We start from the raw sequence: 17,710 nt of genomic DNA, 5'->3' as shown, positions 1-17,710 counted from the left end.
CGGCCGATCCGCACCGGGTGGGCCCTCCGGCGAAGGAGTGGCGGCATGGCCCTGAACTGGAAGCTCGTCGTCGACTGCGCGGACCCGATCCCGTTGGCCCGGTTCTGGGCCGCGGCGCTCGACTACGAGCTGGAGGACAACAGCGTCCTCGTCGACCGGTTGGTCGAGGCCGGCGCGATCGGGCCGGAGACGTACGTCGAGATCGACGGCCGCCGCGCCTTCCGCCAGCTCGCGGCGGTGCGCCACCCGGACGACCCCGTCGACCCGGCCAGCGGGACCGGGCTCGGCCGTCGGCTGCTCTTCCAGGCGGTTCCGGAGCCCAAGCAGGGCAAGAACCGCCTGCACATCGACCTGCACGCCGGCCCGGCCGCGCGCGAGGTGACGGTGAAGCGGTTGACGGCGCTCGGCGCGACCGTGCTGCGCGAGGTGGACGAGCACGGCAGCCGGCACACCACGATGGCCGACCCCGAGGGCAACGAGTTCGACGTGCAGTGACCCGCGGGTCCGGCGCTCGCCGGCCCGCGCCGGCGGCGGATGTCGTCGGGGCGCCTGTCGAGCTGCCCCGGAAATGGGGCACTCCCGCTCCCGAGGGCCGGAACGGGGGCACTCCCGCTCCCGCCGGTGGGTCCGGGATCCGCAGAGGGCCGCGCCGGTGTGCTCAGAAATGGGGCAGCTCGACAGGACGGCAAACCCACACGTCACGGCCCGGTGCGGCGGTCGGTCGGCGGGCGGCGCCCCGGCGTCGCGGCGCCTCGGCGAGCCGCGCCCGGCTGAGACGGCCGGAAATCGGACCTCCGCTGTCAGGTATCGGTGACAGCCTCGGGGCATGACGAAACCGTTGACAGGGAAGATCGCGCTGGTGGCCGGGGCCAGCCGCGGTGCCGGCCGGCAGATCGCCGTACAGCTCGGCGCGGCCGGAGCCACCGTCTACGCCACCGGCCGCAGCAGCCGGGCCGGCCGCTCCGAGATGGACCGGCCAGAGACCATCGAGGAGACCGCCGAGCTGGTCACCGCGGCCGGGGGCGAGGGCATCGCGGTCCGGGTCGACCACCTCGTGCCGGAGCAGGTGCGGGATCTGGTGGCCCGGATCGACGCCGAGCAGGGCCGGCTGGACGTGCTGGTCAACGACATCTGGGGCGCCGAGAAGCTGGTCACCTGGAACAAGCCGGTCTGGGAGCAGCCGCTCGACGACGGCCTGCGGACCCTGCGGCTGGCGATCGACACACACATCATCACGAGCCACTTCGCGCTGCCCCTGCTGATCCGCCGGCCCGGGGGGCTCGTCGTCGAGATCGGTGACGGCACGAAGACGTACAACGACGCCAACTACCGGCTCTCGCTCTTCTACGACCTCGCCAAGGCGTCCGTGAACCGGCTGGCGTTCAGCCAGGCCGAGGAGTTGAAGCCGTACGGCTGCACGGCTGTCGCGCTCACCCCGGGTTGGCTGCGGTCGGAGCTGATGCTGGAGATCTTCGGGGTGACCGAGGAGAACTGGCGGGACGCGCTCGACGCGCAGCCGCACTTCGCCATCTCGGAGACGCCGGCGTTCGTGGGGCGCGCGGTCGCCGCGCTGGCCGCCGACGAGGACCGGGGCCGGTGGAGCGGGAAGTCCGTCTCCAGCGGGGAACTGGCGCGGGTGTACGGCTTCACCGACCTGGACGGCAGCCAACCGGACGCCTGGCGGTACCTCGTCGAGGTGCAGGACGCGGGGAAACCGGCCGACGTGACCGGCTACCGCTGATCCGGCTCGCCGGGGGAGTAGAGGGCGGCGGCGCGGGTCGCCGCGTCGGCCATCAGCGCCCGCAGCTCCGGGGGGTCGAGCACCTCCACCTCGGGACCGAGCGTGAGCAGCTGGCTGTATGCCACCTCGACGGACTCGACGGGCAGGCGCAGCACCACCCTGCCCTGCCCGTCGGGCCCCGCGGCGGCGGCGACCGCCTCGTCGTACACGAAGGGGCCGTCGACGAGGTGGCGGAGCCGGCGCAGGCCGGCGGCGCTCAGCCGGAGCGTGACCTCGGCCGGCAGCATGCTCCGCAGGAACTCTTCGGCCTGCTCGCGCCAGTACCCGGCCAGGTCGAACCCCTCGTCCCGCTCGAAGGTCCCGGCGCCGACCTCGACGTCGACGACCCGGTCCACCCGGTACGTCCGGAAACCGTCCCCGACCCGGGCCACCAGATACCAGGTCCCGCTCTTGAGCACCAGGCCGTACGGCGACAGCTCCCGGGTGACCTCCCGCTCGCCGCGCCGGTAACGCAGCCGGACCGTCCGGTCCCGCCACACCGCGCCGGCCAGCTCGGCGAGCCACGCCGGCGGGCCGACCTCGCGGAACCAGCCCGGCACGTCAAGGTGGAACCGCTGACCCGCGCGGGCGGGCGCGTCGCGCAGCGCCGGCGGGAGCGCGGCGAGCACCTTGAGTTCGGCGGACGCGACCGCGTCGGCGAGACCCATGTCGCCGGCCGGCCCGGGGAGCCCCGCGAGGAAGAGCGCCTCGGCCTCGTCCCGGGTCAGCCCGGTGAGGCGGGTCCGGTAGCCACCCAGCAGGCGGTAGCCGCCCGCCCGGCCCCGGTCGGCGTAGACGGGCACCCCGGCGGCCGAGAGGGCCAGCACGTCCCGGTAGATGGTCCGCTCGGAGACCTCAAGCTCCCGGGCCAGCTCGCCCGCGGTCATCGTCTCCCGCGACTGGAGCAGCAGCAGCAACGAGATCAACCGGGAGGCCCGCACCGGTCCATCCTGCCCCGGTCACCGCCCGCCGGGAGTGAGCAGCCCCCGGTCGTACGCGGCGGCCACGGCGGCCGCCCGGTCGTTGACGCCGAGCTTCGCGTAGACGTGCAGCAGATGGGTCTTGACCGTGGCCTCGCTGATGAACAGCCGGGCCGCGGTCTCCCGGTTCGACGAGCCGCGCGCCACCAGGGTCAGCACCTCGAGTTCGCGTTGGCTGAGGGGCTCCTCGGCGGGCGTACGCAGCCGCCCCATCAGCCGGCCCGCCACACTGGGCGACAGCACCGGCTCGCCCCGGGCCGCCCCGCGCACCGCGCGGACGAGGTCGTCCCGGGGCGCGTCCTTGAGCAGGTAACCGGTGGCTCCGGCCTCGATGGCCGGGAGCACGTCGGCGTCCGTGTCGTACGTGGTCAACACGAGGATCTTGGCGGTGCTGCCGGAGCGGGCCAGCCGATCGATGGCGGTGACCCCGTCCATCCCCGGCATCCGCAGGTCCATGAGCACGACGTCCGGGTGCAGGTGCGCCGCCAGCGCGAGCGCCTCGGCGCCGTCCGCCGCCTCACCGACCACCTCGAAGCCCGGATCACCGGCGAACATGCCGCGCAGCCCGTCCCGCACCACCGGGTGGTCGTCGACGATGAGCAGCCGTACGGGGTCGGTCAACCGGCACCTCCGGGAAGCGCGGGTACGGACGCCGAGATGGCGGTGCCGCCGCCCGGCTCGGACTCGACGGTTAGCTCGCCACCGACCCCGACCACCCGCTGCCGCATGGCGGTGAGGCCGTACCCGCCCTCGGTCTGCCGGGGCGCCGGTCGGCCGGCCGGGTCGAAGCCAACCCCGTCGTCACGGACGTCCAGCGTGACCACGTCCTCCATGTACGACAGGGTCAGCCCGACCCGGGACGCCCCGGCGTGCCGGACCACGTTGGCCAGCGCCTCCTGGGCGGCCCGGAGCAGGGTGACCTCGACCTCCGGGTGCAGCGGGCGGGCGTCCCCGGTCACGCGCACGTCGGCGCGTACCTCGTTGATCCCCGACCAGCGCCGCGTCAGCTCGGCGAGGGCGTCGGGCAACCGGGCCGTCTCCAGCGCCTCGGGCCGGACCGCCCGCACCGAGCGGCGTGCCTCGGTCAGGCTCTCCCGGGCCAGGGCGACCGCCGTGTCCACGTGCCGCTGCCAGTCGGCCCGCCGGTCGCGCGCCTGCCCGGCGGCCTCCAACTGGGTGATGATGCCGGTGAGGCCCTGGGCCAGGGTGTCGTGGATCTCCCGGGCCATCCGCTGCCGCTCGTCGGTCACCCCGGCCTCCCGGGCCTGCGTGAGCAGTTGCGCGTGCAGACCCTCGTTCTCGCGCGCCGCCTCGGCGAGTTTCCGGTTGCTCTCGGCCAGCTCCGCCACGAGCCGCTTGCGGTTGGCGTTCTGCCGCTCGGTGATGGTGCCGAACCAGCTCACCACGCCGGCCGCGCCCGCGTTGAAGAGCACCAGCACCGACCACAGCAGCCAGTGTTCCGGCGATGCGGGTGGGCCGGCGCTCTGCGCCGTGGCGACCAGGATGCCGGTGGCGGCCACCCCGACGAACCGCCACCGGCCGGAGAGCACGAGGAACGCGTGCAGGAACCCGATCCAGGCGAAGAAGCCGTACCACGGGCTGCCCACGACCAGCACGGCCGCGGCCGCGAGCAGCCCGACGTAGTAGAACGCCATCAACGCCCGCCGCGAGACCCAGTGCGGGTGCAGCATGACGAACCAGGTGACCCAGCAGGCGGCTCCCACCGCGACGGACAGGGTGACCGGCAGGGGCAGCCCACGCGGGCTCGGCGTGAAGGCGGCCAGCAGCGTCGCCACGAGCAGGCCGACGTACGGCATGGCCCGGTAGAGGCTCGCCTCGCGCGCCTCCCACGCGGCCAGCCGGTCGACCTGCTCGGCGGTGCTCATCGGGTCGCTGCTCACTCCCAACGGAACAGTTTCGCGGCGGCCGCGCCGGCGGTCACCGCGACCAGCGCCATTATCGCCAGGTGCGACGCCTGCGGGGTGGTCCCGGTCCAGGCGTCGAGCAGCGCCTGCACACCGGGTGGGGTGTAGTCCCCGATCCGCACCAGCAGGTCGGGCAGGATGAACCGGGGCACGTAGACCCCGCCGAAGAACATCGTCACGAGGAACACGGGCACGGCCAGCCCCTGGGCGGCCTTCGTGGTCCGGGCGACGGCGGCCACCAGCAGGCCGAGCGCCAGCAGCGCCGCCGTGCCGAGCACGAACGCCGCCGCGAAGCCCAGCGGCCGCGCGGGCAGCGGCACCCCGAACGCGACCCGGGCCAGCACGACGACGAGGAGCGCGCTGACCACGATGCCGCCGAGGGCGAGCACGAGCTGGGCCGCGAGCAGCGCCGCGGGGCTCGCCGGAGTGGTCCTGAGCCGGCGCAGCACCCCCCGTTCCCGGTAGGTGGCCAGCACGGTTGGCAGCACGTTCACCCCCACCATCGCGAGCGTGACCACGAGCAGCGACGGTGCGAAGTACGCGATGAAGCTCTGCCCGTCGAACTGCGGGTCGGGTCGCCGGGCCGCGGGGATGACCCCGAGCACCACCAGCACCACCGTCGGCAGCGCGATGGTGGACAGCAGCGTCGTCGGGTCCCGGAGGTAGAGCCTCGTCTCGATCTTCAGGATCTGGCCGAAGGCACGCATGGTCTTCCTCTCAGTCGGCGGGTCGCTGCCCGGTCAGCTCGACGAAGGCGTCGTCGAGGGTGGACTGCTCCAGCCGCAGGTCGGCGGCGACGATCTGGTGGCGGGCGAGGACCGCCGTGACCGCGTGCAGCAGGTCGCCGGTGCCGGTCACCACCACCTGCCCGCCGCTGCGGCTCACGGCGCTCACCTCGGGCAGGTCGGTGAAGAGGTGGTCCTGCACCGGCGTGGACGGCCGGAACCGGATCCGCTGCTCGGGCACGACACGCGACACGAGGCTGGCCGGGCTGTCCAGCGCGACGACGCGGCCCCCGTCGATGACCGCCACCCGGTCGCAGAGCCGCTCGGCCTCCTCCATGAAGTGGGTGACCAGCACGATCGTCACCCCGCGGTCCCGGACCCGTTCGATGAGGCCCCACGCGTCCCGGCGGGCCTGCGGATCGAGCCCGGTGGTCAGCTCGTCGAGGATGGCGATCTCCGGGTTGCCGACGAGCGCCAGCGCGACGGAGAGCCGCTGCTTCTGGCCACCGGACAGGTTCTTGTACGCCGTGTTCCGCTTGTCGCCGAGCCCCAACTCCTCGACGAGGCGGGCCGGGTCGGCCGGATCGCGGTAGAACGAGGCGTAGAGGTCCAGCGCCTCGCCCACCCGCAGCCGGTCCGGCAACTGGCTCTCCTGGAGCTGCACGCCGACGCGCTCGCGGAGGCCGGCCCCGTCCCGGCGGGGGTCGAGCCCGAGGACCGACACCCCGCCCCCGTCGGGGACGCGGAGCCCGGCCACGCACTCCACGGTGGTCGTCTTGCCGGCGCCGTTCGGGCCGAGGACGCCGAAGATCTCCCCGGCCTCGACCGCGAAGGACACGTCCTCCACGGCCACCAGATCGCCGTACCGCTTGTGCAGGTTGGTCACCTCGATGACCGGCATCGCACCGTCCTTCCCCCGTGGGTTCGTACCTCCTCAGGGTCGTGGCACAGGCCTGGCGGAGCATCGACCGGCCGGGGACGATCCGGGCCGCCCGGGGATGATCGTTGCGGTCCACCAACCGGTTGATGCGCCGACAGCCACTAGGCTCTGCGGTCGTGGACGTGACCAGCATGGCCCGCCCGGTGACCGGGGCCGCCACCCGCTTCTTCTCGGGCGCCGGGCTGCTGCTGCGCGGCATCGGCCTGTACGTGCGCAGCCCGAAGCTCATGCTGCTCGGCATCCTCCCGGCGCTGATCTGCGGCGCGGTCTTCCTCGCCGCGTTCGCCCTCCTCGCCTGGTTCGTCGACGATCTCGCGGCGCTGGTCACCCCGTTCGCCGACGACTGGTCGGCGACGTGGCGCAGCCTCCTGCGGGTGGTCGCCGGTCTGGCCATCCTGGGGCTCGGCGGGCTGCTCGGCGTGGTCACCTTCACGGCGGTCACCCTCGTCATCGGGGACCCGTTCTACGAGACGATCTCCGAGCGGGTGGAGGAGCGGCTGGGCGGCACCCCGGACGCGGTGGACGTGCCGTTCTGGTCGTCGCTGCGCCGCAGCCTCGCCGACTCCGTACGTCTCGTGGCGCTGTCCGCGCTCGTCGCCATCCCCCTGTTCTTCGCCGGCCTCATCCCGGTGGTCGGCCAGACCGTGGTCCCGGTGATCGGGGCGGCGGTGGGCGGCTGGTTCCTCGCCGTGGAACTCGTGGGCGCCCCCTTCTACCGGCGCGGGATGCGACTGCCGGAGCGCCGCGCGCTGCTCAGGGCGGACCGGCCCACGGCGCTCGGCTTCGGCGTGGCGGTCTTCGTCTGCTTCCTGATCCCGCTCGGGGCGGTGCTCGTCATGCCGGCCGCGGTGGCCGGTGCCACCCTGCTGGCCCGACGGTCGCTCGGGCAGTCCGTCGAGGAGCGGTGACGTGCGGGTCAGCCTGATCGAGGGGGACATCACGGCCCAGCGGGTCGACGTCGTGGTCAACGCCGCCAACTCGTCGCTGCTCGGCGGCGGTGGCGTCGACGGCGCGATCCACCGCAGGGGCGGGCCGGAGATCCTGGCCGAGTGCCGGGCGCTGCGCGCGTCCCGGTACGGCGGGGGCCTGCCCACCGGCCAGGCCGTCGCCACCACGGCCGGCCGGCTGCCGGCGCGCTGGGTGGTCCACACCGTCGGCCCGGTCTGGTCGGCCAACGAGGACCGCTCGCCGCTGCTGCGCGACTGCTACGCGAACAGCCTCGCGGTCGCCGACGAGCTGGGCGCCGGAAGCGTCGCCTTCCCGCTGATCTCGGCCGGCGTCTACGGCTGGCCGGTCGAGGACGCCGTACGCCAGGCGCTGGCGGTGCTGCGTGCGGCCACCCCGGCGCGGGTCACCGAGACGCGTCTCGTGCTCTTCGGCGCCGACACGTACGCGATCGCCGAGCGGGTCGCCGCGTCGGGCTGAGCCCGGCCCGCCCGCACGGCTGGTGCGAGACGGACCGGGACGCGCTCCCGTCACCGGGTGATGCGCAGGTTCATGCTGTCCTCCCTTCACTCGGTGATGAGGCTATGGGCGGCAAATTCTTAGGACAAGCCTATTTTTAGGTCCAACCCATGTATGCTGTCGGAGTGGGTACCGACGGCGGCCTTCGCGCACGCAAGAAGCGGCAGACCCGACAGTCCATCTCGGACGTGGCGACTCGGCTGTTCCTGGAGCGTGGCTACGAGCCGGTGACGATCGCGGAGATCGCGGCGGCGGCCGGGGTGGCGAAGATGACGGTGACGAACTACTTCCCGCGCAAGGAGGACCTCGTCCTCGACATCGCCGAGGAGTTCGTCGCGATGCTGGCCCGCGCCGCCGAGGCCCGGCCGGCCGGCGAGCCGGTGCGGGACGCGCTCCGTCGGCGGTACGCCGAGGCGGTGGCGCGGCGGGAGGCCCTGGTCGGCTTCGCGGGCGCGCCCTTCGTACGCCTGCTGGAGGACAGCCCCGCGCTCAGCGGCCGCCTGCGGGAGCTGTTCGAGCTGCGTGAGGACGCGCTCGCCGCACAGCTCGCCGCCGAGACGCCGGGGAACGACCTGACGGCGCGGCTGGTCGCCGCGCAACTCGCGGGGGCGTACCGGGTGCTCTTCGGCGAGGCGTTCCGGCTGATCCGGGCCGGGCACGACGAGGAGCAGGTCGCCGAGATCCTCGCCGAGGCGGGGACCCACGCCTTCGACCTGCTCGGGAAGGAATGACATGGCGAACGCCCTGCGGCTGATGGCCGTGCACGCGCACCCCGACGACGAGTCCAGCAAGGGCGCGGCCACCCTGGCCCGGTACGCGGCCGAGGGCGTCGACGTGCTGGTGGTGACCTGCACCGGAGGCGAGCGGGGCGACATCCTCAACCCCGCCCTCGACCGGCCGGAGGTGCGTGCCGACCTGGGCCGCGTCCGCCGGGCGGAGATGGCTCGGGCGGCGGCGGTGCTCGGCGTACGGCAGCGGTTCCTCGGCTTCGTCGACTCCGGGCTGCCGGCCCACGGTGCCGACCTGCCCGCCGACGCGTTCGCCCGGCTTCCGGTCGCCGAGGCCGCGGCCCCGCTGGTGGCGGTGGTCCGCGAGTTCCGTCCGCAGGTCATGGTGACGTACGACCCGACCGGCGGATACCCGCATCCCGACCACGTGCAGGCCCACCGCGTGGCCCGGTACGCCTTCGACGCGGCCGCGGACCCGACCGACCACACCGACGCGCACCCGGCCTGGGCCGTGTCGAAGCTCTACTACCTGGCCGCGTTCAGCCGTGCCTGGTTCCAGACACTCCACGACGCCACCCGCGCGGCCGGGCTGCCCTCCACGATGGACGACGTGTTGCGGGAGCTGCCCGAGGATCTGCCGGAGCCGCGGGTCACCACGCGGGTCGTCTGCGCCGACCACTTCGCCACCCGGGACCGGGCGCTGCTCGCGCACGCCACGCAGACGGACCCGGCGCACCCGTTCTTCGGCCACTCCCGGGACATCGAGCGGCGGGTCTGGCCGACCGAGGACTACGAGCTGGCCGAGGCCCGGACACCGGTCAGCCTGCCCGAGGACGACCTCTTCGCCGGGCTCAGGTCAGCTCGCGCAGGCAGGACCACTGGGCGGCCATCGGCCGGTAGCCGAGCCGGGCGTTGACCGCCAGCATGGGCGCGTTCGCCTCGTCGTTCGAGGTGTACGCGACGCGCACCCCGCCGGCCGCGGCCCGGTGCAGGGCCACCTGCTTCGTGAGGCGGGCCAGCCCGCGCCCCCGGTGCCGGGGCACCGTGGCCGTGTAGTCCGACCACATGCGGTCGCCGTCCCGCATGACCAGGCTGAACGCCGCCACCTCGCCGTCCACCTCGGCCGCCGTGCTGGCGGTCCTGTCGAGGCCGATGTTCTCCCAGACGTCGTGCCGCCAGGTGTCGTAGTCGATCGCGTCGGAGGGCACGTCGCCCGGCTCGTCCGCGGCCGTGGCGACCTCCGCCTCGTACATCCGTTCCGGGGCCAGCTCGCTGAGCGGCCGCCACCGTACGCCGGGCGGCGCGGGCGGCATGGGCGGCGCCGGCCGCAGGTCGAGCGCCGAGTAGCGCATCTCCCGGCTGGGCGTGAAGCCGTGCCGGCGCGCGAACGGCAGGGCCTCCTCCAGCGCCCAGGTGCGGATTCGGCGTACGCCGAGGGCACGGAGGTGGTCGAGTGCCGCGGCCAGCAGGGCGGTGCCGACCCCGCGGCCGCGGTGCTCGGGATGCGTGTGCAGCAGGGAGACCTCGCCGAAGTCGGGTTCGGACGTCCGGATGTTCCGGTACGCCGACACCCAGCCCACCAACCGGTCGTCGACCTCGGCCACGAACGCCGTCCACTCCTCGCCCGGCGGCGGCGCGGCGATCATCTGCCGCGTCGAGGCGACCCCGCGCACCAGGTACGGGTAGACCAGCGCACGCAGCGCCACGACGGCCTCGGCGTCGTCCGGCCGGGCGGTGCGAACCGTCGCGTCAGCCATCGTGGCGCACCGGTCGTTCGACGGTGCGGACGCACTCGGCGACGTGGGGAGGGGCGGGGACGGGGAGCAGGCGCGCGGGTCCGGTCACCCGCGGGAGGCTACCGCCGGGCCGCCCGGTACTCGACCGAAATAAACGACGACCCGGCTCAGGCGGAGTCGCGCAGGATCAGCTCGGTGGGGAGCATCACCGCCGGCTCGACGGTCTGCCCGGCCGCGAGCCGCAGCAGTTGCCGCGTCATCTGCCGGCCGATCTCCTGGATCGGCTGCCGGACGGTGGTGAGCGGCGGCTCGGTGTAGGCCGCCGTCTCGATGTCGTCGAAGCCGATGACCGCCACGTCGTCGGGCACCCGCCGGCCCGCCTCACGGAGCGTACGCAGCGCGGCGTGCGCCATCAGGTCGGACGCCGCGAAGACCGCGTCCAGGTCCGGATGCGCGTCGAGCAGGCGGCGCATCGCGGCGGCACCGGACTCCCGGGTGAAGTCGCCGGTGGCCACCCGCTCCGGCAGCCCGGCCGCCGCCATCGCCTCCCGGTACCCGGTGAGCCGCTCGATGCCGGCCACCATGTCCTGCGGCCCCGCGATGGTCGCGATCCGCCGCCGGCCGCTGTCGAGGAGGTGCCGCACGGCCCGGGTCACCCCGCCGACGTGGTCGACGTCCACGTAGGGCACCGGGACGTCGCCGAGCGGCCGGCCGCTGCACACCACCGGGATGCCGAGCCGGGCGAGCATGCCGGGCAGCGGGTCGGCGCCGTGCAGCGAGGCGAACAGCACGCCGTCGACGTGCCGGCCCGTCGTGTAGCGCTCGACCCGGGCGTGCCCGGCCGGCGAGCCGGCAAGCATCAGCACCAACTGCTTGTCGGCCGCCTCCAGCTCCTGGCTCACGCCCCGGATGATGCCGGGGAAGACCTGGTCGTCGGAGAAGACCCGGGTGGCCGCCTCCGGCATGACCAGGGCGATCGAGTCGGTCCGCTGGGTGACGAGGCTGCGTGCGGCCAGGTTCGGCACGTACCCCAGCTCCTCCACGGCCCGGTGCACCGCCTCCCGGATCGGTTCGGCCACCGTCGTCGAGCCGTTCACCACCCGCGAGACGGTCGCCCGGGAGACCCCGGCCCGGCGGGCCACCGCTTCAAGCGTCGGTCGTTGCGCCGTCGTCATCGCCGACATCCCCCCGCTCGCGTTCACAGCCCGTTCCGGGAGATCACCTCCTGGGACCACCGGGCGCTGGACTTCGGTGTGCGGCGCTGGGTCAGGTAGCCGACGTGCACGGTCCCGAACCGCCTGCGGTAACCCTCCGCCCACCCGAAGTCGTCCAGCAACGACCATACGAGATACTCGCGCAGCTCCACGCCCCCGGAAATCGCCTCGTGCGCCGCGTCCCGCAGAACGTCGGCTCGTTCCGTCAGGTCGACGGATCGTGTCGGCACGGACGCGTGAAAACGCTCTCACGGCAGGGTGATGTGTCCTTCACCATATGTCCGTGCCGCCGCCCCACCGCGTATGCACAAAAGTGGCCGTTCCGTCCGGAACGGCCACTTTTCTGCGCTTTCAGCTCACCCGGAGCCCGTCCAGCAGGGTCCTGTCACCCGTCACGTCCAGCGTGTCGAAGCTGACCCGGCCCCACAGGGCGAGCAGCAGGTCGCTCGCCGTGCCGCTCACGTGCGCCCGGGCGTGGTGGTCGTCGTGATCGAGAAGGGTGTCGGTGTCCAGCAGCGCCACCCCCTCGCCGCGCAGCCGCAGATACCAGTGCTGTGCGGCGTCGACGGCGGCGAGCTGCACCACGCCCTGCCACGACCCGCCCGCGCGGCGCCGGCCCGCGGGGAGCCAGGTGTCGAGCACCTCGCTCACCCCGTCGGCCGCGAGCTTCGCCTCGACCGGCTCACCCGCCGCGATGGCGAGCTGGGCGTCCCAGCGGTGCACCGCCGTCTCGTGCGCCGCCCGCCGCGGCCAGAAGCCGGCCTTCTTCGGCTGCGGCGCCCAGTTCCACGCCGTGGCCTCCGGGTCGAGCCCGTCGAAGAGCGTCATGAGGCGGTCGTAACCCTGCTGCCAGTACTGCAACGGCGTGACGCCCGGGTCCGGCTCGCCCAGGTCCGGTCGCTGCGGCGGCGCGATGGCCTGGCCGGAGCCGGCGAACGAGGCCACCCAGTGGTAGAAACCGCCCAGATGCCGGGTCAGGTCGGCGACGGTCCAGCCGGGGCAGGAGAGCACCGGTGTCTCGGGTGGCGCCTCCGCCACCGCGGCCGCGAAGGCCGGACCCTCCACTCGGAGCGCACCGATCCAGAAGTCCTTCGTGCCATGCACTCTGCTCATCGCCATCCTCCCGGGGGTGACCCGGCTACCAGTGGGTGCCGCGGCTACCCCTCAGCCTAGGGTGAAGGGTGTGTCAGACGTCTACGCCCAGCCGACAACCGGAGCCGACGCGACCGACATGAGCGCGCTGGCCGGCTACACCACCCTGCGCATGGGCGGTCCCGCCGGCCGCATCGTGCCAGGCGCCAGCGCCGAGGAAATCGTACGAGCGGTACGCGACGCGGGCACGCGGGACGAGCCCGTCCTGGTCCTCGCGGGCGGCAGCAACGTGGTCATCGGGGACGACGGCTTCCCCGGAACGGTGGTGCTGGTGCGCTCCCGCGGGCTGCGGGTGGTCGCCGAGGACGCCGACACCGTCACCGTACGGGTCGAAGCCGGCGAGCCGTGGGACGACCTGGTCGCCGCCACCGTGGCCAACGGCTGGTCCGGGCTGGAGTGCCTCTCCGGCGTCCCCGGCTCCACCGGCGCCACCCCGATCCAGAACGTCGGCGCGTACGGCCAGGAGGTCGCCGAGACGATCACGGGCGTCGAGGTGTACGACCGGGCCGAGGGGACCGCCGGCCGGGTCGCCGCCGCCGACTGCGGCTTCGCCTACCGGAGCAGCATCTTCAAGTACAGCGACCGCTGGGTGGTGCTCTCCGTCGACTTCCGGCTCACCCGCTCGCCGCTCTCCGGCCCGGTGCGCTACGCCGAACTGGCCCGGGCGCTCGGCGTCGAGGTGGGCGACCGGGTTCCGCTGGCCGACGCGAGGGCCACCGTGCTGCGGCTGCGCGCCGGGAAGGGCATGGTGCTCGACGCCGGTGACCCGGACACCCGCTCGGTGGGCTCGTTCTTCACCAACCCGGTCCTCGACCGCGCCGCGTACGACCTGCTCCGCGCGCGTGCCGCCGACATCGGCGAGCCGCCGTCCTGGCCCTGCCCCGGCGACCTCGTGAAGGTGAGCGCGGCCTGGCTCATCGACAAGGCCGGCTTCGGCAAGGGGCACCCGGGGCCCGGCGGCGCCGCCATCTCGAGCAAGCACACCCTGGCGCTCACCAACCGCAGCGGCCGCGCGACCACGGCCGACCTCGTCGCCCTCGCCCGGGAGATCCGCGACGGCGTGCACGCCCGCTTCGGCGTGACGCTCCACCCCGAACCGGTGCTCGTGAACTGCACGATCTGACGGGGGTCAGCGGGGGGCGACCGTCGGCCACGGGACGGTCAGCTCGCCGAGGCGCCAGCGGGCCGGGCGGTCCAGCAGCGGCCAGCCGCCCTCCTTCAGCGACCCGACGGCGTGCAGCCAACGCTGCCGCGGGCCGAACGTGGCGTACGCCGCGGCGTCCCGCCACGCGTCGTCCAGTGCGCGGATCAGGTCGTGCACGCGCTCGCCCGGCACGTTGCGGTGGATCAGCGCCTTGGGCAGCCGTTCGGCCAGCTCGGCCGGGCTTTCGAGGGTCGCGAGCCGGGCGGCCAGCGTCAGCGAGCGCGGCCCGTCGGCGTCGATGAGGAGCCAGCCGCACAACCGGCCCAGCTCGTCACAGGTGCCCTCGACCAGCACACCGCCCGGGGCGAGCGCGGCGGTCATCGTCCGCCACGCCCCGGCCACCTCGCTCTCGTCGTACTGGCGCAGCACGTTGAACGCGCGCACCAGCACCGGGCGCAGCCCGGCCAGCTCGAAACCGCCCCGGGCGAAGGTGAGCCCCGGCGGGTCGGCGGCGGGCGCCGCGGCGGCCACCCGCTCCGGGTCGATCTCCAGCCCCACGAGGCGTACGTCCCGCCGCGCCCCCGCGGCCAGGCGGGCGCGCAACTCCACGGCGGTGACCGGGGTGGCGCCGTAGCCCAGGTCCACCACCAGCGGATCGGTGGCCGCGCGGAGCAGGTCCCCGCAGGTGGCCACGATCCAGTTGTCCACCCGGCGGAGCCGGTTGGGGTTCGTGGTGCCCCGGGTGACCACCCCGTAGGGCCGGCGCCGCCCCGCCGCGGTCACCCGACCCGGTGCACCTTGTGCTGCGCGGCCTGGGCCAGCGGACGGACCACCAGCCGGTCCACGTTCACGTGGTGCGGCCGGGTGGCGCACCAGGCGATGCAGTCCGCCACGTCGTCGGCCACCAGCGGCTCGGCGACACCGGCGTAGACGGCCTCGGCCCGCTCGGCGTCGCCGCCGAACCGCACGAGGCTGAACTCCTCGGTCTTCACCATCCCCGGATCGATCTCGACGACCCGCACCGGACGGCCGCACAGCTCCAGCCGGAGCGTGCCGGCGATCGCGGTCTGCGCGTGCTTGGCCGCGGTGTAGCCGCCACCGCCCTCGTACACCGTGAAGCCGGCCGTCGACGACACGATCACCACGGTGCCGGCCCCGGACGCCTCCAGGGCCGGCAGCAGCGCCTGGGTGACCCGGAGCGTGCCGAGCACGTTGACGTCGTACATCCACTGCCAGTCACGGACCGAGCCGGACTCGACCGGGTCCAGGCCGCGGGCGCCACCCGCGTTGTTGACGAGCAGGGTCACCGGCTCCGGCAGCGCGGCGGCCGCCTCCGCCAGCGCGGCCACCGACGCGTCCGAGGTGACGTCGCACTCCACGGCCGTGGCCCGGCCACCGGCGGCCTCGATCTCGGTGACGAGCGTGTCCAGCCGGTCGGTACGCCGGGCCGCGGCGAGCACGTGGAAACCCTCGGCGGCGAGGCGGCGGGCGGTGGCCGCGCCGATCCCGCTCGACGCTCCGGTGACGATCGCGACAGAGGTCATCCGGACATTGTGACCCGGCGGCGGACTCGCTCTTACCCCGGGCGTGCCGGCGTTCGAATGAGGTCCGTCACGCCGGGCGACCGCCGCCGCGCATTTCCGAGCGCCGATGGGGAAGATGACATCCGGCGTACAGGTTGACCCAAGCGCCGGTCGTGCGAGACGGCATCAACCGTGACCAGGGGAGCGGACGTGGCGGAACTGCACACCGGCGTCGGTCGTCAGCGAGGAGCACGTCCGTGGCCGCGGCCCCGGCGAATCGCCACCCTCTCGGTGCACACGTCGCCGTTGCACCAGCCCGGCACCGGCGACGCCGGCGGCATGAACGTCTACATCCTGGAGGTCGCCCGGCGACTGGCCCGGGCGGGCGTAGAGGTGGAGATCTTCACCCGGGCCACCTCCGGTGACCTGCCCCCGGTGGTCGAGATGGCGCCCGGCGTCCAGGTCCGGCACATCACGGCCGGTCCCTTGGAGGGCCTCACCAAGGAGGAGCTGCCCGGGCAGCTCTGCGCGTTCACCGCCGGCGTACTGCGTGCCGAGGCGGCCCGGCCGCCGGGTCACTACGACCTCATCCACTCGCACTACTGGCTCTCCGGGCAGGTCGGCTGGCTCGCGAAGGAGCGCTGGGGCGTACCGCTCGTGCACACCGCGCACACACTCGCCAAGGTCAAGAACGCGCGGCTCGCGGTCGGGGACCGGCCGGAGCCGAAGGCCCGGGTGATCGGCGAGGAGCAGGTGGTGGCCGAGGCCGACCGGCTGGTCGCCAACACCGACGTCGAGGCCCGCGACCTCATCGAGCGGTACGCGGCCGCGCCCGACCGGGTCGGCGTCGTCCAGCCGGGAGTGGACCTGGACCGGTTCCGGCCGGCGTCCGGCGACCGGGACCACGCCGCCGTCGCGGCCCGGCGCGGGCTGGGCCTGCCCGCCCACGGCTACGTGGTGGCGTTCGTCGGCCGGATCCAGCCGTTGAAGGCCCCCGACGTGCTCGTACGCGCCGCCGCCGCGCTGCGCGACCACGACCCGGCGCTGGCCGAGCAGCTGACCGTCGTGATCTGCGGTGGCCCGAGCGGCAGTGGGCTGGACCGGCCCACGGCCCTCATCGAGCTGGCCGCCTCGCTGGGCGTCACCGACCGGGTGCGCTTCCTGCCGCCCCAGACCGGCGACGACCTGCCGGCCCTGTACCGGGCCGCCGACCTGGTCGCCGTCCCGTCGCACAACGAGTCGTTCGGGCTGGTCGCCCTGGAGGCCCAGGCCTGCGGCACGCCGGTGCTCGCCGCCGCCGTGGGCGGCCTGGTGACGGCCGTACGCGACCAGGTCAGTGGGGTGCTCATCGACGGGCACGACCCGACCGACTGGGCGCGTACGCTCGCCCGTCTGCTGCCGGACCGGGCGCTTCGCCGGGCGCTGTCCCGCGGTGCCGAACGGCACGCCCGCAGCTTCTCCTGGGACCGGACGGTCTCCAACCTGCTCGACGTGTACGGCGAGGCCATGGTGTCGCACCGCGACCGTCTCGCGGCCCAGCTCGCCGGCGACCCGGCCCTGTCCTGCTCCTGGTGAAGCGGGTGGCCGGGCGGTGGTTGCCATCCGGTGCGGTGGCGACCCCGGCCGTAGAGTGGGTCCGGTGAGCGGGAAGAGCGATCTTGCGGCCCTGATCGAGTCGGTCTGCGACGAGCGCGACCTGGCGTGGGAGGCGACGGGCCCGCAGTCGTACGCCGTGACCCTGCCCGGCACGCACAAGCTCAAGACGATCTGCAACCTGATCGTGGGTGAACACGCGCTGCGCATCGAGGCGTTCGTGATGCGCCAGCCGGACGAGCGGCGCGAGGATCTCTGGGCGTGGCTGCTCCAGCGCAACGCCCGCATGTACGGGGTGTCCTTCTCCATCGACGCCGTCGGCGACGTCTATCTGACCGGTCGGGTCAACCCGGCCGGCGTCGACGCCGAGGAGCTGGACCGGCTGCTCGGGGCCGTGCTGACGTATTCCGACGAGTCCTTCGACACGATGCTGGAGATCGGCTTCGGCAGTTCGATCCGCCGGGAATGGGAATGGCGGGTCAAGCGCGGCGAATCCACCGCGAACCTCGCCGCTTTCGCCCACCTCTTCGAGCCGTCCGGAGGTTCGGACCCGTCCTGAGGGGTATGCCGCACCGCGCGGTGCGGCAGGTTTGGGACCCTCCGCGCGCCGAGGACGGACTGTCGAGGAGCGTGAGCGTCTCATGGCTCAGCGGAACAGCTCGGGTCGCGGCGGGACTGCGACCAGAACCAGGCAGCAGGCGGGGAACCGGACACCGAACACGCCCGGGATCTCCGAGTCGGAGATCTCCCGGATGCGGGTGGACGACATCCGGGGTCAGCTCCGCAAGCACGGTGTCTCGGGGATC

20 protein-coding genes and 1 pseudogene are annotated in these 17,710 nt (G+C 73.9%); 9 read left to right on the top strand and 12 right to left on the bottom strand.

All coding sequences use genetic code 11. The annotated features are described in order from the left end of the window. Nucleotides 1–45 precede the first annotated feature (45 nt). The gene (locus ACSNOA_RS30055) at nt 46–495 is read left to right on the top strand and encodes a VOC family protein (protein WP_436663127.1); all 450 of its coding nucleotides are present in this window, start codon (nt 46–48) and stop codon (nt 493–495) included. A 331-nt stretch (nt 496–826) separates the two neighbouring features. Then, nucleotides 827–1,741: an SDR family oxidoreductase gene (locus ACSNOA_RS30050; RefSeq protein ID WP_436663126.1), complete on the top strand. Its 915-nt coding sequence runs from the start codon at nt 827–829 to the stop codon at nt 1,739–1,741. Here the strand turns inward: ACSNOA_RS30050 and ACSNOA_RS30045 are convergent. Genes ACSNOA_RS30045 through ACSNOA_RS30025 form a run of 5 tightly spaced genes read right to left on the bottom strand, consistent with a single transcriptional unit; the run spans nt 1,732 to nt 6,311 of the window. Beyond that, complete coding sequence (locus tag ACSNOA_RS30045; protein ID WP_436663125.1) at nt 1,732–2,721, bottom strand: helix-turn-helix transcriptional regulator; 990 nt, start codon at nt 2,719–2,721, stop codon at nt 1,732–1,734. The two genes, ACSNOA_RS30050 and ACSNOA_RS30045, sit on opposite strands and share 10 nt — an antisense overlap. 18 nt (nt 2,722–2,739) lie before the next feature. Next, nucleotides 2,740–3,381, bottom strand: a complete 642-nt coding sequence (locus ACSNOA_RS30040; protein ID WP_436663124.1) for a response regulator — start codon at nt 3,379–3,381, stop codon at nt 2,740–2,742. After that, nucleotides 3,378–4,646 (bottom strand): sensor histidine kinase, encoded by a 1,269-nt coding sequence (locus tag ACSNOA_RS30035; RefSeq protein ID WP_436663123.1) that lies wholly within the window; start codon nt 4,644–4,646, stop codon nt 3,378–3,380. The genes ACSNOA_RS30040 and ACSNOA_RS30035 overlap by 4 nt, the downstream gene beginning before the upstream one ends. Nucleotides 4,647–4,657: 11 nt before the next feature. Further along, nucleotides 4,658–5,392 (bottom strand): ABC transporter permease, encoded by a 735-nt coding sequence (locus tag ACSNOA_RS30030; protein WP_436663122.1) that lies wholly within the window; start codon nt 5,390–5,392, stop codon nt 4,658–4,660. Between the two features lie 10 nt (nt 5,393–5,402). Beyond that, nucleotides 5,403–6,311, bottom strand: a complete 909-nt coding sequence (locus ACSNOA_RS30025) for an ABC transporter ATP-binding protein (RefSeq protein ID WP_436663121.1) — start codon at nt 6,309–6,311, stop codon at nt 5,403–5,405. 125 nt (nt 6,312–6,436) lie between these two features. On the opposite strand from ACSNOA_RS30025, the gene ACSNOA_RS30020 reads away from it, so the two are divergent. From ACSNOA_RS30020 to mca, 4 genes are all read left to right on the top strand, one after another. Next, a complete protein-coding gene (locus tag ACSNOA_RS30020; protein WP_436663120.1) occupies nt 6,437–7,258 on the top strand; it encodes an EI24 domain-containing protein in 822 nt (273 codons plus the stop codon). A 1-nt stretch (nt 7,259) separates the two neighbouring features. After that, complete coding sequence (locus ACSNOA_RS30015) at nt 7,260–7,775, top strand: O-acetyl-ADP-ribose deacetylase (RefSeq protein ID WP_436663119.1); 516 nt, start codon at nt 7,260–7,262, stop codon at nt 7,773–7,775. Between the two features lie 164 nt (nt 7,776–7,939). Next, the gene (locus ACSNOA_RS30010) at nt 7,940–8,545 is read left to right on the top strand and encodes a TetR/AcrR family transcriptional regulator (protein WP_436663118.1); all 606 of its coding nucleotides are present in this window, start codon (nt 7,940–7,942) and stop codon (nt 8,543–8,545) included. A gap of 1 nt (nt 8,546) precedes the next feature. After that, nucleotides 8,547–9,458, top strand: a complete 912-nt coding sequence (gene mca / locus ACSNOA_RS30005; RefSeq protein ID WP_436663117.1) for a mycothiol conjugate amidase Mca — start codon at nt 8,547–8,549, stop codon at nt 9,456–9,458. Here mca and ACSNOA_RS30000 read toward each other — a convergent pair. From ACSNOA_RS30000 to ACSNOA_RS29985, 4 genes and pseudogenes are all read right to left on the bottom strand, one after another. After that, nucleotides 9,394–10,299, bottom strand: a complete 906-nt coding sequence (locus ACSNOA_RS30000) for a GNAT family N-acetyltransferase (RefSeq protein WP_436663116.1) — start codon at nt 10,297–10,299, stop codon at nt 9,394–9,396. The two genes, mca and ACSNOA_RS30000, sit on opposite strands and share 65 nt — an antisense overlap. A gap of 146 nt (nt 10,300–10,445) precedes the next feature. Beyond that, entirely contained in the window at nt 10,446–11,453 is a 1,008-nt protein-coding gene (locus tag ACSNOA_RS29995) for a LacI family DNA-binding transcriptional regulator (RefSeq protein WP_436663115.1), read from the bottom strand. Nucleotides 11,454–11,476: 23 nt separating this feature from the next. Continuing rightward, nucleotides 11,477–11,677: pseudogene (locus tag ACSNOA_RS29990) on the bottom strand (family 1 glycosylhydrolase); the annotation flags it as partial. 166 nt (nt 11,678–11,843) lie between these two features. After that, nucleotides 11,844–12,605, bottom strand: coding sequence for a maleylpyruvate isomerase family mycothiol-dependent enzyme (locus ACSNOA_RS29985; protein ID WP_436663114.1), 762 nt, complete (start codon nt 12,603–12,605; stop codon nt 11,844–11,846). 70 nt (nt 12,606–12,675) lie between these two features. Between ACSNOA_RS29985 and ACSNOA_RS29980 the strand changes: the two genes are divergently transcribed. Continuing rightward, nucleotides 12,676–13,767, top strand: a complete 1,092-nt coding sequence (locus ACSNOA_RS29980; protein ID WP_436663113.1) for a UDP-N-acetylmuramate dehydrogenase — start codon at nt 12,676–12,678, stop codon at nt 13,765–13,767. Nucleotides 13,768–13,773: 6 nt separating this feature from the next. Here ACSNOA_RS29980 and ACSNOA_RS29975 read toward each other — a convergent pair whose 3' ends face one another. Both ACSNOA_RS29975 and ACSNOA_RS29970 read right to left on the bottom strand, forming a co-directional pair. Beyond that, on the bottom strand, nt 13,774–14,571 hold the full coding sequence (locus ACSNOA_RS29975; protein WP_436663112.1) for a class I SAM-dependent methyltransferase: 798 nt from the start codon (nt 14,569–14,571) through the stop codon (nt 13,774–13,776). Beyond that, nucleotides 14,568–15,332, bottom strand: coding sequence for an SDR family NAD(P)-dependent oxidoreductase (locus ACSNOA_RS29970; RefSeq protein WP_436663111.1), 765 nt, complete (start codon nt 15,330–15,332; stop codon nt 14,568–14,570). Before ACSNOA_RS29970 ends, ACSNOA_RS29975 begins: the two co-directional genes overlap by 4 nt. A 189-nt stretch (nt 15,333–15,521) precedes the next feature. Between ACSNOA_RS29970 and mshA the strand changes: the two genes are divergently transcribed. Together mshA and ACSNOA_RS29960 are read left to right on the top strand one after the other, a co-directional pair. Then, nucleotides 15,522–16,886, top strand: coding sequence for a D-inositol-3-phosphate glycosyltransferase (mshA, locus tag ACSNOA_RS29965; RefSeq protein ID WP_436663110.1), 1,365 nt, complete (start codon nt 15,522–15,524; stop codon nt 16,884–16,886). 64 nt (nt 16,887–16,950) lie between these two features. Further along, the gene (locus ACSNOA_RS29960) at nt 16,951–17,463 is read left to right on the top strand and encodes a YbjN domain-containing protein (protein ID WP_436663109.1); all 513 of its coding nucleotides are present in this window, start codon (nt 16,951–16,953) and stop codon (nt 17,461–17,463) included. An 87-nt stretch (nt 17,464–17,550) separates the two neighbouring features. Here ACSNOA_RS29960 and ACSNOA_RS29955 read toward each other — a convergent pair whose 3' ends face one another. Continuing rightward, nucleotides 17,551–17,673, bottom strand: a complete 123-nt coding sequence (locus ACSNOA_RS29955; RefSeq protein WP_436663108.1) for a hypothetical protein — start codon at nt 17,671–17,673, stop codon at nt 17,551–17,553. Between the last annotated feature and the right edge of the window lie 37 nt (nt 17,674–17,710).

Origin of the sequence: Micromonospora sp. URMC 103, from assembly GCF_051386435.1 — a bacterium.
GTDB lineage: Bacteria > Actinomycetota > Actinomycetes > Mycobacteriales > Micromonosporaceae > Micromonospora.
This window is presented reverse-complemented; position numbering and strand designations above follow the sequence as displayed.

Bases quoted from the DNA above. Each gene is read 5' to 3' on its own strand.
- ACSNOA_RS30050 (WP_436663126.1), top strand. From the start codon at position 827: ATGACGAAACCGTTGACAGGGAAGATCGCGCTGGTGGCCGGGGCCAGC.
- ACSNOA_RS29955 (WP_436663108.1), bottom strand. From the start codon at position 17,673: ATGTCGTCCACCCGCATCCGGGAGATCTCCGACTCGGAGATCCCGGGC.
- ACSNOA_RS29970 (WP_436663111.1), bottom strand. From the start codon at position 15,332: ATGACCTCTGTCGCGATCGTCACCGGAGCGTCGAGCGGGATCGGCGCG.
- ACSNOA_RS30025 (WP_436663121.1), bottom strand. From the start codon at position 6,311: ATGCCGGTCATCGAGGTGACCAACCTGCACAAGCGGTACGGCGATCTG.
- ACSNOA_RS30035 (WP_436663123.1), bottom strand. From the start codon at position 4,646: ATGAGCACCGCCGAGCAGGTCGACCGGCTGGCCGCGTGGGAGGCGCGC.
- ACSNOA_RS29985 (WP_436663114.1), bottom strand. From the start codon at position 12,605: ATGAGCAGAGTGCATGGCACGAAGGACTTCTGGATCGGTGCGCTCCGA.
- ACSNOA_RS30000 (WP_436663116.1), bottom strand. From the start codon at position 10,299: ATGGCTGACGCGACGGTTCGCACCGCCCGGCCGGACGACGCCGAGGCC.
- ACSNOA_RS29995 (WP_436663115.1), bottom strand. From the start codon at position 11,453: ATGACGACGGCGCAACGACCGACGCTTGAAGCGGTGGCCCGCCGGGCC.
- ACSNOA_RS30020 (WP_436663120.1), top strand. From the start codon at position 6,437: ATGCGCCGACAGCCACTAGGCTCTGCGGTCGTGGACGTGACCAGCATG.
- ACSNOA_RS30055 (WP_436663127.1), top strand. From the start codon at position 46: ATGGCCCTGAACTGGAAGCTCGTCGTCGACTGCGCGGACCCGATCCCG.
- mca (WP_436663117.1), top strand. From the start codon at position 8,547: ATGGCGAACGCCCTGCGGCTGATGGCCGTGCACGCGCACCCCGACGAC.
- ACSNOA_RS30030 (WP_436663122.1), bottom strand. From the start codon at position 5,392: ATGCGTGCCTTCGGCCAGATCCTGAAGATCGAGACGAGGCTCTACCTC.